The organism is Agromyces sp. NSFZ (genome assembly GCF_056156205.1).
In genome coordinates, this window is sequence record NZ_CM149585.1 from 2,457,916 (window position 1) to 2,480,015 (window position 22,100).

A 22,100-nucleotide genomic window follows, 5' to 3' on the forward strand; every position below is an offset into this window, starting at 1 on the left:
GGTGGCATGACCCTCGAGATCACCGGCCGATCGGCCGCCGACATCGCCGCAAGCGTGCGTGCGCTCATCGAGCGCGGCACCCTGCAGCCCGGCGACCCGCTGCCGCCCGTGCGGAACCTCGCCGACGATCTGGGCGTGAACCGCAACACGGCCGTCGCGGCGTACCGGCAGCTCACCGCTGCGGGCATGGTCGTCACGCGTGGCCGCGGCGGCACGCACGTCGCCGGCCGGTCGGCCGTCGCCCAGGAGGGGTTCGCCGCCGACAGCGTGCTGCGCGACGTCGCGACCGGGAATCCCGACCCCGACCTCATCCCCGATCCGTCGCGCGCGCTCGCGGGCATGGCGGGCCGGCCGGTGCTGTACGGCGAGCCGGTCATCGACCCCGGCCTTGAGCGATGGGCCGACCAGTGGATGCGCGCCGACCTCGCGCCGGTGGACCTTCGGCTCACGATCACGAGCGGCGCCGCCGACGCGGTCGAACGGCTCCTCGCCCAGGCGCTCGTGCGAGACGACGCCGTCGCGCTCGAGGATCCGTGCTTCCTGACGAGCATCCACACCATCCGGGTCGGCGGATATCGCGCGGTTCCGGTGCCCGTCGACGACGAGGGCATGACGGTCGATGGCCTGCGCTCGGCGCTCGAGCAGGGTGTGCGTGCGGTCGTGTGCACGCCGCGCGCGCAGAATCCGACCGGCGCGAGTCTCTCGGAGCGGCGCGCCCGCGAGCTGCGCGACGTGCTGCGCGCGCATCCGTACGTCCTGGTCATCGAGGACGACCACTTCTCGATGCTGTCCCGCCACCGGTTCCGCTCGCTCATCGGTCCGGAACACCGTCGCTGGGCGCTCGTGCGCTCGGTGTCGAAGTTCCTCGGCCCCGACATGTGCCTCGCGGTCACGGCCTCCGACCCCGACACCGCCGAGCGGCTCGCGATGCGACTGACCCCCGGCACGACCTGGGTGAGCCACCTCCTGCAGCGACTCGTGCTCGCGCTCGTGACCGACTCCGACGTCGCGGCGCGCATCGCCCGGGCGGGCGCGCACTACGCCGCCCGCAACGACGCATTCGCCGCCCGGCTGGCCGCGCTCGGCGTGCCCGCCACCGCCGGCGACGGGCTCAACCTGTGGGTCCCGCTGCCGGTGCCGGCCCGTGACGTGTCCGAGCAGCTGATGCGGCGCGGCTGGCTCGTGCGCGCGGGCGACGAATTCGTGCTCGCCGACGCCGCGACCGCGAGCCGCCGTCTGCGGCTCACCGTGCACGACCTCGCCGATGCCGACGCCGAACGGCTCGCCGCCGACATCGCGGCCGCCGTGCGCGCCGCAGGCGGACGCCTCCTCCCGGCCGGAATGGAATGATCGAGGGGTGAAGGTCCTCTCGATCCAATCCGCCGTGGCCTACGGGCACGTCGGCAACTCCGCGGCCGTCTTCCCGCTCCAGCGCATCGGCGTCGAGGTCATGCCCGTCTACACGGTCAACTTCTCGAACCACACCGGCTACGGCGCGTGGCGCGGCCCCCTGATCAGCCCCGACGACGTGCGCGAGGTGATCGCCGGCATCGAGGACCGCGGCGCGTTCCCGGAGATCGACGTCATCCTCTCCGGCTACCAGGGCTCCGAGGGCATCGCCGACGTCATCCTCGACGCGGTAGCCCGCGTCAAGGCGGCGAACCCCGACGCCGTCTACTCATGCGACCCGGTGATGGGCAATGCGAAAAGCGGATGCTTCGTCGCGCCCGCGATCCCGGTGCTGCTGCGCGATCGCGTGGTCCCCGCCGCCGACCTCATCACGCCGAACCAGTTCGAGCTCGGCTACCTCACCGGCACCGAGCCGGACTCGATCGAATCGACGCTCGAGTCGGTCGACCTCGCCCGCGGGTCGGGGCCGCGCACCGTGCTCGTCACGAGCGTCGAGCGGCCCGACCGCGACGAGGGCACCCTCGAGATGCTCGCCGTCGACGACCGCGGCGCGTGGATCGTGCAGACGCCGCTGCTCCCGCTGAAGGCGAACGGCTCGGGGGATGTCACGGCGGCGCTCTTCACGGCCCACTACCGCCGCACGGGCGACGCGGCCGACGCGCTCGCGCGCACCGCGTCGAGCGTGTTCGACCTGCTCGCGAACACCCACGAGTCCGGCGAACGCGAGCTGCAGCTCGTCGAATCGCAGGAGGCGTACGCGCATCCGCGGATGCAGTTCGAGGTGCGTCAGGTCCGCTGACGCATTCCGATGGTCGAGGAGGCGCGACGCGCCGTCTCGAGACCCGGGTCAGGCCGACCAGGCCTCGGCGATCTCGTGTCTGACCTCGCCGAGCAGGCGCGGCAACGCCTTCGTGCCCGCGATGATCGGGAAGAAGTTCGAGTCGAGCGCCCAGCGCGGCACGATGTGCTGGTGCAGGTGCTCGGCGATGCCCGCGCCGGCGATGCGACCCTGGTTCATGCCGAGGTTGAACCCGTCGCACCTCGAGACGCGCTTCAGCGTGCGCATCGCGATCTGCGTCAGCTCGCCGATCTCGGCGACCTCGTCGGCGCTCGCCTCGTCGTAGGTGGCGATGTGCCGGTACGGGCATACGAGCAGGTGCCCGCTGTTGTACGGGTACAGGTTGAGGAGCACGAACGCATGCGTGCCGCGCGCGACGATGAGCGACTCCTCGTCGCTCATCTCGGGCGCCCGACAGAACGGGCAGGCATGCTCGTCGGGTTGCTGGCCCTGCTGGATGTACACGAGCCGATGCGGCGTCCAGAGCCGCTGGAACGCGTCGGGAACCCCGGCGATGTCGGTGGAGGCATCCGTCGGCACGCCCTCGAACTCATCGGGCTGGTAGGCGCTCACGTCAGAGATCGTCCTTCGTCATGACCTGGCGGCGGTCATCGATGGCGGCCCGGATGCGCCGGATCGCCTCGGCGATCGGCACGCCGTTCTCCTGGCTGCCGTCACGGAACCGGAAGCTCACGGTCTCGGCGGCACGGTCGTTCTCGCCCGCGATGAGCTGGAACGGCACCTTCTGCTGGGTGTGCGTGCGGATCTTCTTCTGCATGCGGTCATCGCTCGTGTCGAGCTCGGCCCGAACACCCGCCCGACGCAGTTCGTCGACGATGCCGCCAAGGTACTCGGCGTACTCGTCGGCCACGGGGATGCCGATGACCTGCACGGGCGACAGCCACACCGGGAAGGCGCCCGCGTAGTGCTCGATGAGCACGCCGAAGAAGCGCTCGATCGACCCGAACTTGGCGGAGTGGATCATGACCGGCTGCTGGTGCGTGCCGTCGGCGGCGGTGTACTCGAGTCCGAAGCCCTCGGGCTGGTTGAAGTCGTACTGGATGGTCGACATCTGCCAGGTGCGGCCGATGGCGTCACGCGCCTGCACCGAGATCTTGGGTCCATAGAACGCCGCGCCGCCCGGGTCGGGCACGAGCTCGAGTCCGGATGCCTCGGCGACCTCGCGGAGGACGTTCGTCGCGACCTCCCACTGCTCGTCGGAGCCCTTGAACTTGTCGGAGTTCTCGTCGCGCGTCGACAGTTCGAGGTAGAAGTCGTCGAGTCCGAAGTCGCGGAGCAGGCCGAGCACGAAGTCGAGGAGGTGCTTGATCTCGCCCGGCGCCTGCTCGGGGGTGACGTAGCTGTGCGAGTCGTCCTGGGTGAGCCCGCGCACGCGCGTGAGACCCTGCACGACGCCCGACTTCTCGTAGCGGTAGACCGTGCCGAACTCGAAGAACCGCAGGGGCAGCTCCCGGTAGGAGCGCCCGCGCGACCGGAAGATGAGGTTCTGCATGGGGCAGTTCATCGCCTTCAGGTAGTACTCGCTGTTCTCGAGCTCCATCGGCGGGAACATGGTGTCCTTGTAGTACGGCAGGTGCCCCGACAGCTCGAAGACGTGCGCCTTCGTGATGTGCGGGGTCGAGACGTACTGGAACCCCTCCTCGATGTGGCGGCGGCGGACGTAGTCCTCCATCTCGCGCTTGATGATGCCGCCCTTGGGGTGGAACACGGGCAGGCCCGAGCCGATCTCCTCGGGGAACGAGAACAGGTCGAGCTCGGTGCCGAGCTTGCGGTGGTCGCGTCGCGCGGCCTCCTCGAGCCGGTGCTGGTAGGCGCGCAGCTCGTCCTTCGTCGGCCAGGTGGTGCCGTAGATCCGCTGCAGCTGACGGTTCTTCTCGGAGCCTCGCCAATAGGCCGCCGCGACGCGCATGAGCGCGAAGCCGTTGCCGATCATGCGGGTGTTCGGCAGGTGCGGGCCTCGGCAGAGGTCCTTCCAGACGGTCTCGCCGGTCTTGGAGTCGACGTTGTCGTAGATCGTGAGCTCGGCGCCGCCGACCTCGACCGACTCGCTCTCCTCGAACTGCTCGGTGCCGCTCGCGTGGCCCTTGAGCCCGATGAGCTCGAGCTTGTACGGCTCGTTCGCGAGCTCGGTGCGGGCCTCGTCGTCGCTCACCACGCGGCGCACGAAGCGCTGGCCCGAACGGATGATGCGGGCCATCTCCTTGTCGAGCGACTTGAGGTCGTCGGGGGTGAACGGCTCGGCGACGTCGAAGTCGTAGTAGAAGCCGTCGGTGATGGGCGGCCCGATGCCGAGCTTCGCCTCGGGGTTCACCGACTGCACGGCCTGCGCGAGGACGTGCGCGGTGGAGTGCCGGAGGATGTCGAGGCCGTCGGGCGAGTCGATCGTGACGGGCTCGACCACGTCGGCGTCGGTCACCGTCGTGGCGAGGTCCTTGAGCTCGCCGTTGACGCGCATCGCGACAACGGAACGATCGGTGAAGAGCTCGAAGCCGTCGGCCACTGTGATCCACTTCCTGTGAGTCGAAACGAACCCTTCAACTGTAGTGCGACGGCATGCACCCGTCCGCCGCGTCCGTGCATGCCCTGATGACGCCGGGGCCATGCAGTTCTAGAGTCATCCTCATGTTCAGTTCAGATCCGGATGTCGGGGACCGGGGTCCCGACGCCGACGCTGCACGCCTCCCCGAGTTCGAGAACGACCTCACCGCCGAGGACTGGGCCACGAAGTTCAGGGCCGGCGATCTCCTCCACAGCCCCCTCTTCTGGGCGCCGATCGAGGTGCTCTCGCCCGTCAAGACCGTCGGGCTGGGCCGCACGAACCTCACCCTCATCCGCCCCACCATCCTGCAGACCGACGCCGCCGCCCCGTACACCGGATTCGATCGGCGGGAATCGCCGAACCGCAATCCCGTGGTGTCGGTGCACTTCAACCCGGGCGCCTACGGCGCGACCGGTCTCGGCACGTACGTGTTCACGTTCGCCGTCGAGGCCTTCGGCACCGCGACGTACGCGCCGACGGGGTATGCGGGCAGCGGCACGGTGGATGCCGCGGGCTCGGTCTCGTTCAGCGGACGCCGCGTGATCACGGTCATCCTGCGGAACGTGCAGCCCGGCCAGGACACGTGGGCGGCCATCGAGCAGACGGGTGGCGAGGCATGGTCCTGGTTCAGTACGCGGATCAGCCACCCGCCGCTCGTGCTGGATCAGTTCGTGAACGGCTGAGCCTCGAGCAGGCGGCGAGCCGAGTGACCCGCCGCGTCAGTCGTGAGCGACGATCCGGAACCGATCGGTGAAGGAGCCCACTGCCGGTACGAACCTGCCCTCGAGCCGATCCTCCGAGAGGCGGACCTCGAGGTTGCCCCAACTCGGTTCGGCGTTGGCCCCCGACCAGGCGGCGAAGTATCCAGCCTCCTCATCATCGCGGTGAACGTCGCGCAGCGCCGTGCCTCCCGTGCCCACGGTGACGAAGACCGTGCCGCGCCCCTGATCGACGGATGCCCCGTCGTCGACCACGCAGGCACGGCTGACGCGTTCCGGGGCGATCGAGGTACAGGCGCTCCCGAGGCCGAGCTGCACCGAGCGCTGATACAGGTGCTCGTGTCCGCTCACCACCAGGTCGACGCCGCTCGCGACGAGCAGATCGACGAGATCGGAGCCGGGGTCGCATCCGTAGTTCCCGATCGTGAGACACGGCTTGTGCATGCCGACGACCACCCACCGGATGCCCGCCTCCCGCGCGCCCTCGATGGCCTTCTTCGTCCATTCGTACCGCTCGGACCCGGGGGCGTACGACCACGCGCCGTCGTCGAACGTCAGGCCGGGCGAGATCATCACGAACCGCACGAGCGGGGCGGTTTCGGGGACGTCGAGGACGTATCGCCTGGCGTACTCCCCGACCAGCCCGGGCAGCCGGTTCGGCAGACACTCCGCGAAGGCATCGATGTGGCCGTTGAGCCCGTCGGACTCGTGGTTGCCCGCCAGGAGCTGGAACGGGAGGTGTCCGCCGATCCGTTCCCTGACGAACTCGCACCACGCACTCTCCTCGCCGGGCTCCCCATAGGAGAGATCGCCGAGCGCGAGGTGCAGGTCGGGGTCGAGCGAACGGATCTGCTCGAGCGTCCTCGCCGATTCCTCGGTCGCGCCGATGTCGCCCGATGCGGTGAAGGTGACCTCCGCGAGGGGCGCGAGAGATGTTGCGCCCCGGGACGCCGGATCGTCAGGCACAGCCGGGCCCACGCAACCGGCGAGCGCGAGCGCGACCGCGGTGAAGGCCACGGCGGCCGGTCCGCTCCGCAGCCGCATGATCACCCCCGCGCGAAACCCCATCGCAGACGCCCGCCCGCTCGCGCATCGGGTGACGTTCGCAGCAGCGTACCGCGGTGCGCCGGGAGGCGTTCCTCGTGCTCGGGCCCGGCGTACTCGGCTGAACACGAAACGGCCCGGATCCGTGGATCCGGGCCGTTGATGCGTGGTGGGCGATACTGGGATCGAACCAGTGACCTCTTCCGTGTCAGGGAAGCGCGCTACCGCTGCGCCAATCGCCCGAGTCGAGTGCGAGGACTCGGCTTGGAGGTGGATACGGGATTCGAACCCGTGTATACGGCTTTGCAGGCCGCTGCCTCGCCTCTCGGCCAATCCACCGTTGCTTGGGTTCACCACCAAAGAACAAACCGGCTTGCGCCGGCCTGATCAGAGCGGATGACGAGACTCGAACTCGCGACCCTCACCTTGGCAAGGTGATGCGCTACCAACTGCGCCACATCCGCGTTGCCCGCTGTTTTGCGTGCAGAGAGACTCTAACTGATTCGGTGAACGATTCACAAACCGAGGGGGCCGGATGACGCGTTGAGGCCGGTCATCGTGACAATCCGTCCCGTTCGCCGGGCGTGTCACGGTTTGCCGGCCTCGCGGCCGGGGCGCGCCGATGTGCATTCGCCCGCCCGCGTCGGCTAGTATCGAATCCGTGGTCGAGACGAGTTCAGATCGCATCACCTTGGGCGATTGGCGCAGCTGGTAGCGCGCTTCCTTCACACGGAAGAGGTCGTCGGTTCGAGCCCGGCATCGCCCACGAACGCCCCCACTCCACTGGGGGCGTTCTTCATTTCCGCCGCGCGCCTGCGACCCCAGCTCGTGCAGGAGAATGGGCCCCATCCCCCGGGCGGATTCATACGGTCGTTGCAACATGGGAGGTGTTGCGTGGGTGGCCGGAGGTTGTATCCGGATGCGGTCCGGGAGCGGTTCGTGTCCTTGGTGCTGGGTGGGGAGTCGGTCTCGTCCGCGGCACGGTTGCTCGGCGTGCCGGTGCCGACGGTGGAGCGGTGGTGGAAGGCTGCCAGCGTGGGTGTGCCGTTGCGGAAGGGGCGTCGGGGCGGGCTGGTCGAACCGTTGCCGCCGCCGCATGGGAAGTCGGGCCGGTACCTGTCGGACGCGGATCGGGCGGTGATCCAGGCAGGGCTGGCGTGGAAACTGACCCTTGCCCAGATCGGCGCGATGATCGGCCGGGACAAGTCCGTGGTCAGCCGGGAGGTGACCCGGAACCGGGGCGCGGACGGGGTGTACCGGGCCGCGTTGGCTGATCGGGCCGCGGCCGCGAAGCGGCGCCGCCCGAAACGCGTCAAGCTCGCCGGGAATCCGCGGCTGCGGCGGCAGGTCGAGGAGTGGATGGATGATGGCTGGAGTCCGGGGCTGATCGCGCGGATGCTCGCCGCCGACCCCGACCGGGATCAGACTGGACGGGTGAGTCACGAGACGATCTACCGGGCCCTGTACGTGCAGGGGCGCGGCGTGTTGCGGCAGGACCTGGCGCGGAAGCTGTCCACTGGCCGCACCCGTCGCAAGCCTCGGGGCAGCGTGGATCGACGCGGTCGGGCGATCTACGAGGACGCGTTCACGATCAGCGACCGACCGGCCGAGGTCGCGGACCGGGCGGTGCCCGGGCACTGGGAGGGTGACCTGATCATGGGCGCCGGGAACCGGTCCGCGATCGGGACGCTGGTGGAACGCTCGACCCGGTTCGTGATCCTGCTGCACCTGCCGGACCGGCATACCGCGGACGAGGTCGCGGGCGCGATGATCGAGCGGATGGGCGAACTGCCTGACCATCTTCGCCGGTCGATCACGTGGGACCGTGGTGTCGAGCTGGCCGGCTACGAACGGATCCAGCTCGCCCTGCGGGCGCCGGTGTACTTCTGCGACCCCCACTCACCATGGCAGCGTGGGTCGAACGAGAACACCAACCGGCTCCTCAGGTTCTGGTTCACCAAGGGCACCGACCTGAACGCCTGGGACGCCGACGCGCTACGCCGCGTCCAGGACACCCTCAACCGGCGCCCCCGACCCACCCTCGACTACCGCACCCCAGCCCAAGCCCTCAACGAGCTCCTCACCCGACAAGTTGCAACGACCACTTGACATCGCCCCGCCCACGGGCGAGGTCGCATCAGATCTCCTGCACAAGCCTCTGGCTCTCAGCGCCAGCCGTACCGCTCGCGCAGCGCGGCCGCCAGCCGCGCATAGCGCTCCGCATCGAGCGACGCGGCCTCGCGGCGCATCCCGCCCGCTCGCACCCGGAAGACCCGATCGATGCGCGCCCAGCTGGGCCGACCCTGCGGGTCCCAACCCCCGACGCCGAGTGCCACGTGGTTGCGATCGCCGTCGCGCGGCTTGCTCGTGAGCTGCAGCGCGAGGAAGTCGCCCGAGCCCGATGCGGCCACGATCACGACCGGGCGATCCTTGCCGCGTCCGTCGTTCTCCTCGTAGGGCACCCAGGTCCAGACGATCTCGCCGGGGTCGGGGTCGCCGTCGGGTCCGGGCGTGTAGGCGAGCCGCACCCGCCGCAACGAGCGCGGGTCGAGTTCGACCGTGGCGTCGGGGCCCGTCTGCCCCGGTGAGAGCAGCCCGGTCGCGGTGGACCCGCGGCTCGGGACATCCGCCGCTCCCCCGGAACCGCCTCTCGCGATCGACCGGATGACGCGCCCGAGGGCGGTGAGGAAGCGGCTGGTGTCTGGCACACCCGCACACTACCCCACCGCCCTCGCGGCCCTTCGACAGGCTCAGGGACCGAAGACCGGTCGGTCTAGACGGTCTCGAGCTTGTACCCCTCCTCGCCGTGCACGACCGTGTCGATGCCGGCGATCTCGTCCTCGTTCTTGACGCGGAAGCCGATCGTCTTCTGGATGGCCCAGCCGATCGCGTAGCTCAGCACGAAGGAGAAGATCATGACCGTGAAGGCCGCGATCGCCTGCACCATCAGCTGCGTGGCGTCACCGCTGTAGATGAGGCCCGTGCCGTTGGCGAAGAAGCCGAGGTAGAGCGTTCCGATGAGACCGCCGACGAGGTGGATGCCCACGACGTCGAGCGAGTCGTCGAACCCGAACTTGAACTTCAGGTCGATCGCGAGGGCGCACACCGCTCCGGCGACGAGACCGAGCACGATCGCCCAGAACGGCGTCAGCGAGGCGCACGCCGGGGTGATCGCGACGAGACCGGCGACGGCACCGGAGGCCGCACCCACCGACGTGGGCTTGCCGTCGCGGATCTTCTCGACGACGAGCCAGGCGAGGAGCGCCGCGGCGGGTGCCGCGATGGTGTTGACGAACGCCAGTGCCGCGGTGCCGTCGGCGGCGAGCTCGGAGCCCGCGTTGAAGCCGAACCATCCGAACCACAGGAGGCCCGCGCCGAGGAGCACGAAGGGCGGGTTGTGGGGCACGTGGGCGCCCTTCTGGAAGCCGACGCGCTTGCCGAGCACGAGGGCAAGGGCGAGGGCGGCCGCACCGGCGTTGATGTGCACCGCGGTGCCGCCCGCGAAGTCGATCGCGCCGACGCCGAAGGCCTCCTGCATGCCGTAGGTGATCCAGCCGCCGTCGGTGAAGGCGAGGGTCTCGGGGTCGAGCGTGAAGTTGAACACCCAGCTCGCCACGGGGAAGTACACGAGAGTCGCCCACACGCCCGCGAAGATCATCCACGCGCCGAACTTCGCCCGGTCGGCGATGGCGCCCGAGATGAGCGCCACGGTGATGATCGCGAAGGTCGCCTGGAAGGCCACGAACGCGAGCGGCGGGAATGCAGCGCCCTCGGGCGTCTCGAGGAGCCCGGCGAGGCCGAGGTTGGCCACGTCGATGCCGACGAGGCCGTCGATCCCGAGGTAGCCGTCGGTGCCGCCGTTGGCGAACGCGATCGCGTAGCCGAAGAGCACCCAGAGCACGCCGATGAGGCCCATGGCGCCGAAGCTCATCATCATCATGCTGATGACGCTCTTCGCCTTGACGAGTCCGCCGTAGAAGAATGCGAGTCCTGGCGTCATCAGCAGCACGAGCGCTGCCGCTATCAGGATGAACGCGGTGTTGCCTTGATCCATCTCGAACCTCTCTCGGGAATCAGGTGGGGGATCCTGTTCGCCAAGTTTCACGAGGGGACGTTTCGAGCGGCTCCGTCTCAGGTTTCGGTGTTGTTACGTCGTCGGCGCCTGTGTAAACAGCGCGTTTCGGGCGGCGGTGGAACGGATGGGAATCCGGATGCCGCGGCCGCGGGTCAGTCGTGCGGAGGCAGTTCGCCCGTGGTGAGCGCGATCATGCGGCTCATCGCCCGGAGGTACTTCTTGCGGTAGCCGCCGGCCATCATCTCGTCGTCGAAGACCTGGTCGAGGGGCACGCCGTTCGCGACGATCGGCACCTCGGCGTCGTAGACACGGTCGATGAAGGCGACGAGCCGGAGCGCGGCGTTCTGGTCGCTCAGCTCGTGCACGCCCTGGAGGGCGATGATCTCGAGCCCCTCGATGAGCTTGATGTACTTCGAGGGGTGCACGGTCGCGAGGTGGGCGATGAGGGCGTCGAACCGGTCGAGCGACACGCGGTGACCACGACCCGAGAGGGCGTCAGCGGCGTGCGCGACGGCCTCGTCGTCGGCGAGCGTCTCGGCGTGCCCTTGGGTGTCGCGCCGGCGGTAGTCGAGGCCGTCGATGCGGAGGGTCTCGAAGTTCGCCGAGAGCGCGTGGATCTCGCGCAGGAAGTCGGCGGCGGCGAAGCGTCCCTCGCCGAGCGCGTTCGGCGGCGTGTTGCTCGTGGCGGCGACGCGCGTGCCTCCGGCCATGAGCTCGCCGAGGAAGCGGGTCATGAGCATGGTGTCGCCCGGGTCATCGAGCTCGAACTCGTCGATGCAGATGAGGCGCGCGCCGCGCAGGAGCTCGACCGCCTGCGCGTAGCCCAGGGCGCCCACGAGCGCCGTGTACTCGATGAAGGTGCCGAAGTACTTGGGGCCGTGCGCGACGTGCCAGAGCGCCGCGAGCAGGTGGGTCTTGCCGACGCCGAAGCCCCCGTCGAGGTACACGCCCGGCAGCTCGATCCGGGCGGGACGCTTGCGGGAGAAGAAGCCGCCCGGCCGCTGCGCGGCCCGCCACGCGCCGGCGAACTCCTTCAGGCGGTCGAGCGCCGCCTGCTGCGACGGGTAGTCGGCGTCGGGTCGGTACGACTCGAACGAGGCGTGCTCGAACTGGGGAGGCGGAACGAGCTCCGACGCGATCTCGGCGGCCGAGATCGACGGGTTCCGCTCGACGAGTCGAACGAGGGCATGGCTCGAGGCCGTGGTCATGGTGGAGGAGCTCCCGTGTTGCACCGGATGTCGGGCATGCTGACTTCCACCCGCACGCCGCGTAGATTCGAGGTGGACAGGTCACCAGCCTAGTCCGCTCCCCGCACGCCCCCGTCCGACCGGACGATCCCTGGAGGTTCCATGTCCGCAGAGTTCGACTCCGCAGCCAAGTTCGCCGAGTACGCGCATCCCGAGCGCCTCGTCAGCACCGAATGGCTCGCTGAACACCTCGGGCAACCGGGTCTCGTCGTGGTCGAGTCCGACGAAGACGTGCTGCTCTACGAGACGGGCCACATCCCCGGTGCCGTCAAGGTCGACTGGCACACCGAGCTCAACGATCCCGTGGTGCGCGACTACGTCGACGGCGAGCAGTTCGCCGCGCTCCTCGGCTCGAAGGGCATCGCCCGCGACACGACGGTCGTCATCTACGGCGACAAGAACAACTGGTGGGCCGCATACGCCCTGTGGGTGTTCACGCTGTTCGGGCACGAGGACGTCCGTCTCCTCGACGGCGGCCGCGACCTCTGGATCGCCGAGGGCCGACCCATCACCACCGAACCGCCCGTGGTGCGGCCGGTCGAGTACCCCGTGGTCGAGCGCGACGACTCACGCGTGCGCGCCTTCAAGGACGACGTGCTCGCGAACCTCGGCAAGCTGCCGCTCATCGACGTGCGCTCCCCCGAGGAGTACACCGGCGAGCGCACCCACATGCCCGCATACCCCGACGAGAGCGCGCTTCGCGGCGGGCACATCCCGACCGCGGCATCCGTGCCGTGGGCCAGGGCCGCCGCGTCCGATGGCACCTTCAAGACGCGCGAGGAGCTCGACGCGATCTACCGCGACGAGGCCGGCCTCGGCGAGGCCGACGACGTGATCGCCTACTGCCGCATCGGCGAGCGCTCGAGCCACACCTGGTTCGTGCTGACGCACCTGCTCGGCTTCGAGAAGGTACGCAACTACGACGGCTCGTGGACCGAATGGGGCAGCGCTGTGCGCGTGCCCATCGTCACCGGCACCGAACCGGGCGAGCTGCCCGCGCACTGACCGGCGATCCCACGCCTCGGCGGCGTCGGGCGAGCACACCGCCATCGGTGGGAGAATGGACCGGATGGATGCCACGACCCTGCCCGCCCGACTCGCCGAGACGCGCGAGGACTTCCTCGCGCTCGGCGTGAAGGACCGCCTGCTGCTGCTGCTCGAGTTCTCGAACGAGCTCCCCGACCTCCCCGAGCGGTACGCCGATCACCCCGACCTGCTCGAGCGCGTCGTGGAGTGCCAGTCGCCGGTCTACATCTTCGTCGAGCTCGACGACGAGGGGCTGGTGCACATGCACGCCACCGCGCCCGCGGAATCGCCGACGACGCGGGGCTTCGCGTCGATCCTCGCCCAGGGCCTCGAGGGGCTCACGGCCGACGACGTGTTCGGCATCCCCGACGACTACCCGCAGTCGCTCGGCCTCGGCGAGGCGGTGTCCCCGCTCCGCGTGCGCGGCATGACCGGCATGCTGGCCCGCGCCAAGCGTCAACTCCGCGAGCGCGTCGGCGCCGCCTGACCGGGGTCTCCGCCGGGCGCGTGCGGCCGCCTAACCGGCGACCTCGGCCTCTTCGCTGATGCGTTCGGGCGACTCGGAGCTGCGTTCGAGCCACCCGCGCACGAGCCCGGTCCACCGCTCGGGTTCGTGGTTCCAGAGCTTCGTGTGGCGGGCCCCCTCGAACACCTCGAACTCGATGAGGTCGGGGCGCGCCTCGGCGAACCGGCGAGAACCGTCGATCGGCACGAAGCCGTCGTCGACGCTGTGCATGAGCAGCATGGGGACGTCGAACTCGTCGGCGCGGGCGACGGGATCGAGGTCGGTGACGTCGATGGGTGCGGCCAGACCCGTGAGCCCGCCGCTCCACGGTCCGCCGATCAGCCGCGAGACGACGTCGCCGAGGCCGCGCGGAAGCCCGAGCGCCTCGCCCTGGAAGCGCAGGATGTCGATCCAGTCGATCGCCGGCGAGTCGAGCACCACGCCGACGAGGCGCTCGCGCACCGCCGGGGCGCGCAGGATCGACTGCAGCACGATGGCGCCGCCCATCGACCAGCCCATGAGCACGATGCGCTCGGCGCCGTGCTCGCGGGCGAAGTGCACGGCCGAGACGACGTCGGCCCACTCGGTGCCGCCGAGGCCGTAGCGGCGGTCCTCGCTCTCGGGCGCCTCGCCGTCGTTGCGGTACGAGACGAGGAGCGTGGTCCAGCCGGCCTCGTGCGCGGGTGGGACGGCACGCAGCCCCTCCTGCCGCTTCGCGCCGCGGCCGTGGACCTGGATGACCCACCGATCGGACGCGCCGGCCGCAGGCACCACCCACGCCGGGGCCGGGCCGAGGGGGGTGTCGACGACGACGTTCTCGTACGGCAGCCCGAGCTCCCATGGGCCGAGGTGGTAGAAGCCGTTCATGCGGCCGCGCTCGGCGCGCTCGAGCCGGCCGAAGTCGACACGCTCGATTCGCCGGCGTACGTGGCGGGCGTCCTCGTCGATGACCTCGCCGAGGCGGGCGTGGCCGGACTCGCGCTCGAACCAGAGCCCGTACCGGCCGCGCATGCGGGACTCGTCGGATGCCACGAGCACGATCTCACCCCGCGGCAGGTCGACGGCGCTGATGCGCACGTCCTCCTCGCGCACGGCCGGCGGGATGACGACCCTCCGGGCGAAGACCACGACGGTGACCGCCGCCGCGGCCGCCGCGGCGGCGGTGAGCAGCCCGGCCGCTGCGGCGGCCACGCCGACGGTGCCTCGGACTCCCGCGCGTCGACTCATCCGCACCCCTTTCGTGAAGCGATTCCGTCTGCACGGCGCGTGCGGCGTGCCGCCCGCATCCGCCCCATCCGAGACTCTAGTCTGCACACGTGCCCGACTCCGCGACGCAACAGCCACCTGAGTTCGAGGCCGCGCTCGAATCGCTGCGTGCGGCCTCGCCACGGCCCGAGCTGCGCCTCTCGGAGATCCCCGCACCCGGCTCGCTCGCCCCCTACGCGGTGGCCCTGTCGGCGGATGTCTCGCCGAGTCGCCACGGCGACGACTCCGACCTCGGTACCGGCCGATTCGTGCTCCTCTACGACCCCGACGAGCCCGAGGCGTGGGGCGGCCGCTTCCGCGTGGTCTGCTTCGCGCAGGCGCCGCTCGAGACCGACATCGGCCTCGACCCGTTCCTGGCGGATGTCGCGTGGTCGTGGCTCGTCGATGCCCTCGATGCGCGCGGTGCCCGCTACATCGCGGCATCCGGAACCGCGACCAAGATCCTCTCCACCGGGTTCGGCGAGCTGGCCAGGCAGGGCGACGGCGCCCAGATCGAGTTGCGTGCCTCCTGGACGCCGCTCGACGCCGCAGTAGGCGCCCATGTGGAAGGCTGGGGAGAGTTGTTGTGCATGCTCGCAGGACTGCCGCCCCGATCCGAGGGGGTGACCGCCCTGCCGCGACGGAGGACCAAGCGTGGATGAGTTCCGGGTGATCACCTCGCCCGCCGAGTTCGGCGATGCCGTTGCACGACTGGCCGACGGAACGGGACCGGTCGCCGTCGACGCCGAGCGGGCCAGCGGTTTCCGGTACTCGCAGCGGGCGTACCTGATCCAGATGTACCGTCGCGGCTCCGGCACGTTCCTGTTCGATCCGCCCGAGATCCCCGACTTCTCCGAACTGCAGTCGGCGCTGCGCCCCGACGAGTGGGTGCTGCACGCCGCGAGCCAGGACCTCGCGTGCCTCCGCGAGGTCGGCCTCGATCCCGAGCACATCTTCGACACCGAGTTGGCGGCCCGCCTGCTCGGGATGCCGCGGGTCGGTCTCGCCTCGGTCGTCGAGGAGCTGCTCGACATCAGGCTGGCGAAGGAGCACTCGGCGGCCGACTGGTCGACCAGGCCGCTGCCGCAGTCGTGGCTCCGGTATGCCGCGCTCGACGTCGAACTCCTCGTCGACGTGCGCGACCGGCTCGTGGAGCGCCTCGACGAGTCCGGCAAGGCCGACCTCGCCCGCCAGGAGTTCGAGGCCGTGCTGCACCGTGAGGCGAAGCCGCCGGCCGCCGAACCGTGGCGTCGCCTCTCGGGCATCCACGGCGTGCGCGGCCAGCGCAATCTCGCCGTGGCCCGCGAGCTGTGGCTGGCGCGCGACGCCCGCGCCGCCGAGCTCGACATCGCTCCGGGCCGCATGGTGCCCGACGCGGCCATCCTCGCCGTCGCGAAGGCGCTGCCGCAGAGCAAGCGGGCACTCGCCGACCTGCGTGAGTTCACCGGGCGCGCGAGTCGCACCGAGCTCGACCGCTGGTGGTCGGCCATCGAGCGCGGGCTCGCGACGACCGACCTGCCGGCCGTGCGCGTGCCGAGCGACGCGCCGCCGCCCCCGCGCGCGTGGGCGATGCGCAACCCCGAGGCCGACGCGCGGCTGCGACTCGCGCGACAGGCGGTGGCCGAGGTCGCCGAACGCCTCGAGATGCCCGTCGAGAACGTGCTGACGCCCGACCACCTGCGTCGTGTGGCGTGGTCGCCCCCCGCCGAGACCACGGCCGCCGCGATCGGCACCGTCCTCGAGCGGCTCGGCGCACGGCCGTGGCAGATTGACGCAACCGCACAGACGATCGCCGATGCCTTTGTCGACGCGGAACAATCGCTGCAAGATGCGGTCCACGGGGCTTCGTAGGTTCCGTCAAGCGATTCCGCCCCGTTCGAGGGCCTCCATAGGATCGAGGCATTCCTGACCGATACGAGGGAGCTGCAGCGTGGCTGAACGAGCTGAAGTCGTGTTCGTCGACGGGGTCCGTACCCCGTTCGGACGAGCCGGCGAGAAGGGCATGTACTGGAACACGAGGGCCGATGACCTCGTGGTGAAGGCGATCGTCGGATTGCTGGAACGCAACCCGAGCGTGCCGAAGGATCGCATCGACGACGTCGCGATCGCCGCCACCACGCAGACCGGCGACCAGGGCCTCACCATCGGGCGTTCCGCGGCGATCCTCGCCGGCATCCCGAAGTCCGTCCCCGGCTTCGCCATCGATCGGATGTGCGCGGGCGCCATGACGGCCGCCGCGATGATGTCGAGCTCGATCGGGTTCGGCATGTACGACCTCGCCATCGCCGGCGGCGTCGAGCACATGGGCCACCACCCCATGGGCTCGGGCGTCGACCCCAACCCGCGCTTCGTGAGCGAGAAGCTCGTCGGCGAAGACGCCCTCGTGATGGGCGCGACCGCCGAGCGCATCCACGACCGGTTCCCGAAGCTCACGAAGGAGCGGAGCGACCGGTACGCGCTCGGAAGCCAGCAGAAGACGGCGGCCGCCTACGAGGCCGGCAAGATCCAGCGCGACCTGGTGCAGGTCGCCGTCCGCACCGAGGAGGGTTGGGGCCTCGCCACGCGCGACGAGGTCATGCGCCCCGAGACGACCATGGAGGGCCTCGCCGGGCTCAAGACGCCGTTCCGGCCGCACGGCCGCGTCACGGCCGGTAACGCCTCGGGTCTCAACGACGGCGCGACCGCCGCGATGCTCGCATCCGGAGCGCTCGCGAAGGAACTCGGCCTCACCCCCAAGATGAAGCTCGTGAGCTTCGCCTTCGCCGGCGTCGACCCCGAGATCATGGGCATCGGCCCGATCCCCGCGACCGAGAAGGCGCTTCGCAAGGCGGGCCTGAAGATCGACGACATCGACCTCTTCGAGATCAACGAGGCGTTCGCCGTGCAGGTGCTCTCGTTCCTCGACCACTACGGCATCGACGACGAGGACCCGCGGGTCAACCCGTGGGGCGGCGCGATCGCGGTCGGCCACCCCCTCGCCTCGTCGGGCGTGCGCCTCATGAACCAGCTCGCGAGCCAGTTCGCCGAGCGTCCCGACGTGCGCTACGGCATGACGACCATGTGCGTCGGCCTCGGACAGGGCGGCACGATGATCTGGGAGAACCCGAACTACTCGCGCAAGGCAGCGAAGAAGGCCTGAGGACGACGACGATGACCGACTACACCACGATCGACTTCTCGCCGCTCGCAGCCCTCTCCGACGACGAGGTCGTCACGCACTCGTATGTGCGCGACGTGCCGATCTCGGGCGGGCGCACCCTCGCGCTCGTGACCCTCGACAACGGGCGCGACCACACTCGGCCGAACACCCTCGGCCCCGTGTCGCTGCTCGAGTACGCGAAGACGCTCGACGAGCTGAAGGCACGCGCGGCGGCCGGCGAGATCCACGCGGTCGCCGTCACGGGCAAGCCTTTCATCCTCGCCGCGGGCGCCGACCTCAGCAAGGTCGCCGAGATCCCGAGCCGGGAGGTGGCGCTCCGCATGGGGCAGCTCGGCCACTACGCGCTCGGCAAGCTCTCGGAGCTCGGGGTCCCCTCGTTCGCGTTCGTCAACGGGCTCGCCCTCGGCGGCGGCCTCGAGATCGCCCTCAACGCCGACTACCGCACGGTGGATGACTCGGCTCCGGCCGTCGCGCTCCCCGAGGTCTTCCTCGGCCTGATCCCGGGCTGGGGCGGCGCGTACCTGCTGCCGAACCTCATCGGCATCGAGAACGCCCTCAAGGTCGTCATCGAGAACCCGCTGAAGATGAACCGCATGATGAAGGCCGACGACGTGTTCGAACTCGGCATCGCCGACGCGCGCTTCCCGTCGGTGAGCTTCCTCGAGCACTCCATCAGGTGGGCCGACGACGTGATCTCAGGTCGCGTGAAGGTGAAGCGCCCGAACGAGCCCGGCAAGATGGAACGGCTCGTGAAGTGGGACGCCGCCATCGGCATCGCCACGAAGATGCTGAAGAGCCGCATCGGCACGGTGCCGAAGTCTCCGTACGTCGCGCTCGACCTGCTCAAGGCGGCCAAGTCCGGGACGAAGGCCGAGGCATTCGCACGCGAGGACGAGGCGCTGGCCGACCTCATCGTCGGCGACCAGCTGCACGCATCCGTCTACGCCTTCAACCTCGTGCAGAAGCGCGGCAAGCGTCCCGCCGGCGCGCCCGACAAGGCACTCGCGAAGCCCGTCACGAAGGTCGGCGTGCTCGGCGCCGGCTACATGGCCAGCCAGCTCGCGCTGCTGTTCGTGCGCCGCCTGCAGGTGCCCGTCGTCATCACCGACATCGACCAGGAACGCGTCGACAAGGGCGTGGCCTACATCTCCGACGAGGTCGACAAGCTGCTCGAGAAGGGCCGCATCTCGCCCGACGAGGCCAATCGCCTGAAGGCGCTCGTGAGCGGCACGACCGACAAGGCCGACTTCGCCGACTGCGACTGGGTCATCGAGGCCGTGTTCGAGGAGCTCGAGATCAAGCAGCAGGTGTTCGCCGAGGTGGAGCAGTTCCTCTCCCCCGAGGCCGTACTCGCCACGAACACGTCGTCGCTGTCGGTCGAACAGATCGGCGCGAAGCTCGCGCACCCCGAGCGCCTGGTGGGCTTCCACTTCTTCACGCCCGTGGCCGTGATGCCGCTCATCGAGGTCGTGAAGACGCCGGCGACGGATGACGCGACGCTGTCGACCGCGATGGTGACCGCCGCGAAGCTGAAGAAGACCGCGGTCATCACGGCGGACACGCCCGGCTTCGTCGTGAACCGGCTCCTCGCGGTGCTGCTCGGCGAGGCGATGCGCGCGGTCGACGAGGGCACCTCGTTCGCGACGGTCGACGAGGCCATTGCACCCCTCGGCCTGCCCATGCCGCCGTCGCAGTTGCTCGACCTCGTGGGGCTCAAGGTGGGCGCGCACGTGCTCGACACGCACCACGCGGCCTTCCCCGACCGGTTCTACCGCTCGGAGAACCTGCACCGGCTCGCCGACCACGGCACCCTCCTCGACAAGGACGACAAGGGCAAGGTCAAGGGCTTCGACAAGGGCGCGCTCAAGCTCGTCTCCGGCGGCTCGAACCCCTCGACGCCCGACGAGATCCTCGTGCGCCTGCAGGACGGCCTCGCCCGCGAGGCGAAGCTCATGCTCGACGACGGCGTCGTCGCCGAGGCGGAGGATCTCGACCTCTGCATGGTGCTCGGCGCCGGCTTCCCGTTCCAGATGGGCGGCGTGACGCCGTACCTCGACCGCGTCGGCGCCTCCGAGCGGGTGTTCGGCGACACGTTCCACCACCCGCCGGTCGCCGGCCCGCGCGTGGAGGCCGCGGCCGCGTAGCACCGGACCTCTGCGGCCCCCGGCGAGTTCGCTCGCCGGGGGCCGCTTCGTCGTCAGCCGACGCGTCAGCGCGGCCTCATGCCGGACCGGGGGCTCGCGTCGCTCGAGACGCTTTCGAGCCCGGCTCCACGCGCGTGCGGCAGCTTGGAGCCGAGCACCATGGCGGTCACATCGCGCGCGATGTGCTGCGGCGTGAGGCCCACGCGCTCGAGGATGTCGCCGCGGGAACCGTGCTCGAGGAACTCGTCGGGAAGGCCGATCTCGGTGACGGCGGTGTCGACGTCGGCCTCGCGGAGGTCCTGACGGATGCGGGTGCCGATGCCGCCGACCCGGATGCCGTCCTCGAGGCTCACGAGGATGCGGTGCTCGCGCGCGAGGTCGATCACGCTCTCGGGCACCGGCACCACCCAGCGGGGGTCGACGACCGTCGCGCCGATCCCCTGGGCCTCGAGTCGGTCGGCGACCTCCAGTCCGATGCCCGCCATCGGGCCGACGGTCACGAGCAGCACGTCCTTCCGTGCCGACTCGGCCAGGACGTCGACGCCGTCGGGCGTGCGGCGGACCGCCTCGTAGTCGACGCCCACCGTGCCCTTCGGGAACCGGAGCACCGTCGGCGCGTCGTCGACGACGACGGCCTCGGCCAGCTCCTCGGCGAGCCGCACCGAGTCGCGTGGCGCGGCGATGCGGATGCCGGGCACGACCTGCAGGATCGACAGGTCCCACACGCCGTGGTGGCTCGGCCCGTCGGGGCCGGTGACGCCGGCGCGGTCGAGCACGAACGTCACGCCGGCCTTGTGGAGTGCGACATCCATGAGCACCTGGTCGAAGGCCCGGTTGATGAACGTGGCGTAGACCGCGACCACCGGATGCAGGCCGCCGAAGGCGAGGCCGGCCGCGGAGGTCGCGGCGTGCTGCTCGGCGATGCCGACGTCGAAGACCCGGCTGGGGAACCGCTCGGCCATGCGGTGCAGGCCGGTCGGGCGCAGCATCGCCGCGGTGATGCCGACGAGCCGCTCGTCGTGCTCGGCGAGGCGCACCAGCTCGTCGGCGAACACGCTCGTCCACGAGGGAGACGACGAGGACTCGAGCGACTCCCCCGTCTCGGGGTCGATCTGGCCGACCGCGTGGAACTGGTCGGCGACGTCGTTGCGCGCGGGCTCGTAGCCACGGCCCTTGTCGGTGATCGCGTGCACGATGACCGGCGCCCCGTAGTCCTTCGCCTGCCGGAGGGCCTCCTCCATGGCGCGCTCGTCGTGGCCGTCGATCGGGCCGATGTACTTGATGTCGAGGTTGGAGTACAGCGCCTCGTTGTTCGTGAAGCGACTGAGGAACCCGTGCAGGCCGCCGCGGACGCCGCGGTAGAACGCGCGGGCGGGCGCGCCCATGCGATCGAAGGCCGCGCGACTCGAGAGGTGCAGGGCCCGGTAGGTCTGCTTCGTGCGCACCGAGTTGAGGAATCGCGCCATGCCGCCGATGGTCGGGGCGTACGAGCGGCCGTTGTCGTTCACCACCACGATGAGCCGGCGCGTGTTGTCGTCGGAGATGTTGTTGAGCGCCTCCCACGTCATGCCGCCGGTGAGAGCGCCGTCGCCGACGACGGCGACCACGTGCCGGTCGTCCTGGCCGGTCATCTCGAACGCCTTCGAGATGCCGTCGGCCCACGAGAGCGAACTCGAGGCGTGCGAGCTCTCGACGATGTCGTGCTCGGACTCGGAGCGCTGCGGGTAGCCGGCGAGGCCACCGGTCTGGCGCAGCGTCGAGAAGTCCTTGCGGCCGGTGAGCAGCTTGTGCACGTACGACTGGTGGCCGGTATCGAAGACGATGGCGTCGCGCGGCGAGTCGAAGACCCGGTGGATCGCGATGGTCATCTCGACGACGCCGAGATTCGGGCCCAGGTGGCCGCCGGTCTTCGAGACGGATGCCACGAGGTACTCGCGCACCTCACGGGCCAGCTGCTCGAGCTGCTCCTGGTCCAGCGCATCGAGATCGCGTGGTCCTGAGATCGTCTCGAGAAGGGTCATGGGTGGCGCCTCCGGGTGCTCGCGGCGGGTGCCGCGGATCGAATCGAGTCTACGCCGGGCATTCTGGGAGGCCGGGCAGAGTTCGGGGCGATCGGCGAAGAGCCGA

The 22,100-nt window shown here is 70.1% G+C and carries 18 protein-coding genes and 4 tRNA genes; 11 read left to right on the forward strand and 11 right to left on the reverse strand.

Annotated features, from left to right (window positions below; genetic code table 11):
• Nucleotides 1–6 precede the first annotated feature (6 nt).
• Together ACVFI9_RS11530 and pdxY are read left to right on the forward strand one after the other, a co-directional pair.
• Nucleotides 7–1,350 carry an aminotransferase class I/II-fold pyridoxal phosphate-dependent enzyme gene (locus ACVFI9_RS11530; protein WP_474762368.1) on the forward strand — a complete coding sequence of 448 codons (1,344 nt, stop codon included), beginning with the start codon at nt 7–9 and terminating at the stop codon, nt 1,348–1,350.
• A gap of 7 nt (nt 1,351–1,357) precedes the next feature.
• A complete protein-coding gene (gene pdxY, locus ACVFI9_RS11535; RefSeq protein ID WP_474762369.1) occupies nt 1,358–2,209 on the forward strand; it encodes a pyridoxal kinase PdxY in 852 nt (283 codons plus the stop codon).
• A 48-nt stretch (nt 2,210–2,257) separates the two neighbouring features.
• Here pdxY and ACVFI9_RS11540 read toward each other — a convergent pair whose 3' ends face one another.
• Nucleotides 2,258–2,821, reverse strand: a complete 564-nt coding sequence (locus ACVFI9_RS11540) for an HIT family protein (protein WP_474762370.1) — start codon at nt 2,819–2,821, stop codon at nt 2,258–2,260.
• Between the two features lies 1 nt (nt 2,822).
• Entirely contained in the window at nt 2,823–4,724 is a 1,902-nt protein-coding gene (gene thrS / locus ACVFI9_RS11545) for a threonine--tRNA ligase (RefSeq protein ID WP_474766246.1), read from the reverse strand.
• A gap of 167 nt (nt 4,725–4,891) precedes the next feature.
• Here thrS and ACVFI9_RS11550 point away from each other — a divergent pair, with 167 nt between their 5' ends.
• Nucleotides 4,892–5,491, forward strand: a complete 600-nt coding sequence (locus ACVFI9_RS11550; RefSeq protein WP_474762371.1) for a hypothetical protein — start codon at nt 4,892–4,894, stop codon at nt 5,489–5,491.
• Between the two features lie 36 nt (nt 5,492–5,527).
• Here ACVFI9_RS11550 and ACVFI9_RS11555 read toward each other — a convergent pair whose 3' ends face one another.
• From ACVFI9_RS11555 to ACVFI9_RS11570, 4 genes are all read right to left on the reverse strand, one after another.
• The gene (locus ACVFI9_RS11555; protein ID WP_474762372.1) at nt 5,528–6,571 is read right to left on the reverse strand and encodes a metallophosphoesterase; all 1,044 of its coding nucleotides are present in this window, start codon (nt 6,569–6,571) and stop codon (nt 5,528–5,530) included.
• Between the two features lie 167 nt (nt 6,572–6,738).
• A tRNA-Val gene (locus ACVFI9_RS11560) sits at nt 6,739–6,813 on the reverse strand.
• A 23-nt stretch (nt 6,814–6,836) separates the two neighbouring features.
• Nucleotides 6,837–6,910, reverse strand: a tRNA-Cys gene (locus tag ACVFI9_RS11565).
• A 52-nt stretch (nt 6,911–6,962) separates the two neighbouring features.
• Nucleotides 6,963–7,035: transfer RNA gene (locus ACVFI9_RS11570), tRNA-Gly, on the reverse strand.
• A gap of 229 nt (nt 7,036–7,264) precedes the next feature.
• On the opposite strand from ACVFI9_RS11570, the gene ACVFI9_RS11575 reads away from it, so the two are divergent.
• Together ACVFI9_RS11575 and ACVFI9_RS11580 are read left to right on the forward strand one after the other, a co-directional pair.
• Nucleotides 7,265–7,337, forward strand: a tRNA-Val gene (locus tag ACVFI9_RS11575).
• Nucleotides 7,338–7,465: 128 nt separating this feature from the next.
• Nucleotides 7,466–8,680, forward strand: coding sequence for an IS30 family transposase (locus tag ACVFI9_RS11580; protein WP_474762373.1), 1,215 nt, complete (start codon nt 7,466–7,468; stop codon nt 8,678–8,680).
• A gap of 56 nt (nt 8,681–8,736) precedes the next feature.
• On the opposite strand, the gene ACVFI9_RS11585 is transcribed toward ACVFI9_RS11580, so the two are convergent.
• The 3 genes from ACVFI9_RS11585 to zapE form a co-directional block, all read right to left on the reverse strand.
• The gene (locus tag ACVFI9_RS11585; protein ID WP_474762374.1) at nt 8,737–9,279 is read right to left on the reverse strand and encodes a type II toxin-antitoxin system PemK/MazF family toxin; all 543 of its coding nucleotides are present in this window, start codon (nt 9,277–9,279) and stop codon (nt 8,737–8,739) included.
• 65 nt (nt 9,280–9,344) lie between these two features.
• Complete coding sequence (locus ACVFI9_RS11590) at nt 9,345–10,625, reverse strand: ammonium transporter (RefSeq protein ID WP_474762375.1); 1,281 nt, start codon at nt 10,623–10,625, stop codon at nt 9,345–9,347.
• A 173-nt stretch (nt 10,626–10,798) separates the two neighbouring features.
• Entirely contained in the window at nt 10,799–11,854 is a 1,056-nt protein-coding gene (gene zapE / locus ACVFI9_RS11595; RefSeq protein ID WP_474762376.1) for a cell division protein ZapE, read from the reverse strand.
• A gap of 141 nt (nt 11,855–11,995) precedes the next feature.
• Here zapE and ACVFI9_RS11600 point away from each other — a divergent pair, with 141 nt between their 5' ends.
• Nucleotides 11,996–12,898, forward strand: coding sequence for a sulfurtransferase (locus ACVFI9_RS11600; protein WP_474762377.1), 903 nt, complete (start codon nt 11,996–11,998; stop codon nt 12,896–12,898).
• A gap of 64 nt (nt 12,899–12,962) precedes the next feature.
• Nucleotides 12,963–13,406 carry a SufE family protein gene (locus ACVFI9_RS11605; RefSeq protein ID WP_474762378.1) on the forward strand — a complete coding sequence of 148 codons (444 nt, stop codon included), beginning with the start codon at nt 12,963–12,965 and terminating at the stop codon, nt 13,404–13,406.
• Between the two features lie 30 nt (nt 13,407–13,436).
• Here the strand turns inward: ACVFI9_RS11605 and ACVFI9_RS11610 are convergent, their stop codons facing one another.
• Nucleotides 13,437–14,651 carry an alpha/beta hydrolase family protein gene (locus ACVFI9_RS11610; RefSeq protein ID WP_474762379.1) on the reverse strand — a complete coding sequence of 405 codons (1,215 nt, stop codon included), beginning with the start codon at nt 14,649–14,651 and terminating at the stop codon, nt 13,437–13,439.
• 89 nt (nt 14,652–14,740) lie between these two features.
• On the opposite strand from ACVFI9_RS11610, the gene ACVFI9_RS11615 reads away from it, so the two are divergent.
• From ACVFI9_RS11615 to ACVFI9_RS11630, 4 genes are all read left to right on the forward strand, one after another.
• Entirely contained in the window at nt 14,741–15,331 is a 591-nt protein-coding gene (locus tag ACVFI9_RS11615; RefSeq protein ID WP_474762380.1) for a DUF3000 domain-containing protein, read from the forward strand.
• Nucleotides 15,324–16,520, forward strand: coding sequence for a ribonuclease D (locus tag ACVFI9_RS11620; RefSeq protein ID WP_474762381.1), 1,197 nt, complete (start codon nt 15,324–15,326; stop codon nt 16,518–16,520). Before ACVFI9_RS11615 ends, ACVFI9_RS11620 begins: the two co-directional genes overlap by 8 nt.
• Before the next feature lie 79 nt (nt 16,521–16,599).
• Complete coding sequence (locus ACVFI9_RS11625; RefSeq protein ID WP_474762382.1) at nt 16,600–17,808, forward strand: thiolase family protein; 1,209 nt, start codon at nt 16,600–16,602, stop codon at nt 17,806–17,808.
• An 11-nt stretch (nt 17,809–17,819) separates the two neighbouring features.
• Nucleotides 17,820–19,973, forward strand: a complete 2,154-nt coding sequence (locus ACVFI9_RS11630; RefSeq protein WP_474762383.1) for a 3-hydroxyacyl-CoA dehydrogenase NAD-binding domain-containing protein — start codon at nt 17,820–17,822, stop codon at nt 19,971–19,973.
• Between the two features lie 65 nt (nt 19,974–20,038).
• Here ACVFI9_RS11630 and dxs read toward each other — a convergent pair whose 3' ends face one another.
• Nucleotides 20,039–21,994: a 1-deoxy-D-xylulose-5-phosphate synthase gene (gene dxs / locus ACVFI9_RS11635; protein ID WP_474762384.1), complete on the reverse strand. Its 1,956-nt coding sequence runs from the start codon at nt 21,992–21,994 to the stop codon at nt 20,039–20,041.
• Nucleotides 21,995–22,100 lie beyond the last annotated feature (106 nt).